Raw genomic sequence first — 647 nt, forward strand, 5'->3', positions numbered from 1 at the left:
TAGCGTCGATGGTAGTTGGACTTACGTTCCGCTAGAGTAGAACGTTGCCAGGCAGTTTTAAATCGGAGAATTAGCTCAGCTGGGAGAGCATCTGCCTTACAAGCAGAGGGTCGGCGGTTCGAACCCGTCATTCTCCACCATTTATTCTTACATATTGCCGGCCTAGCTCAATTGGTAGAGCAACTGACTTGTAATCAGTAGGTTGGGGGTTCAAGTCCTCTGGCCGGCACCATGGAAGAGCCATTAGCTCAGTTGGTAGAGCATCTGACTTTTAATCAGAGGGTCAGAGGTTCGAATCCTCTATGGCTCACCATTTGCGGGTGTGGCGGAATTGGCAGACGCACTAGACTTAGGATCTAGCGCCTTACGGCGTGGGGGTTCGACTCCCTTCACCCGCATATGCAGAAGTAGTTCAGCGGTAGAATACAACCTTGCCAAGGTTGGGGTCGCGGGTTCGAATCCCGTCTTCTGCTCCATTTTTATAGTGCCGGGGTGGCGGAACTGGCAGACGCACAGGACTTAAAATCCTGCGGTGAGTGATCACCGTACCGGTTCGATTCCGGTCCTCGGCACCATTTTCAATAAAAACATATGCGCCCGTAGCTCAATTGGATAGAGCGTTTGACTACGGATCAAGAGGTTATGGG

At 51.5% G+C, this 647-nt stretch carries 6 tRNA genes; all 6 read left to right on the top strand.

From position 1 onward, the window contains the following. The first annotated feature begins 64 nt into the window (after positions 1-64). The 6 genes from CD116_RS10265 (at position 65) to CD116_RS10290 (ending at position 575) form a co-directional block, all read left to right on the top strand. A tRNA-Val gene (locus tag CD116_RS10265) sits at positions 65-140 on the top strand. A gap of 16 nt (positions 141-156) precedes the next feature. After that, positions 157-232 (top strand) — tRNA-Thr (locus CD116_RS10270). Positions 233-237: 5 nt separating this feature from the next. Beyond that, positions 238-313, top strand: a tRNA-Lys gene (locus tag CD116_RS10275). A gap of 3 nt (positions 314-316) precedes the next feature. Then, positions 317-398 (top strand) — tRNA-Leu (locus tag CD116_RS10280). A 3-nt stretch (positions 399-401) separates the two neighbouring features. Then, positions 402-476: transfer RNA gene (locus tag CD116_RS10285), tRNA-Gly, on the top strand. A gap of 10 nt (positions 477-486) precedes the next feature. Continuing rightward, a tRNA-Leu gene (locus CD116_RS10290) sits at positions 487-575 on the top strand. Positions 576-647 lie beyond the last annotated feature (72 nt).

It is taken from the genome of Staphylococcus schweitzeri, from assembly GCF_002902405.1.
In the GTDB taxonomy this organism is placed as follows: Bacteria; Bacillota; Bacilli; order Staphylococcales; family Staphylococcaceae; genus Staphylococcus; species Staphylococcus schweitzeri.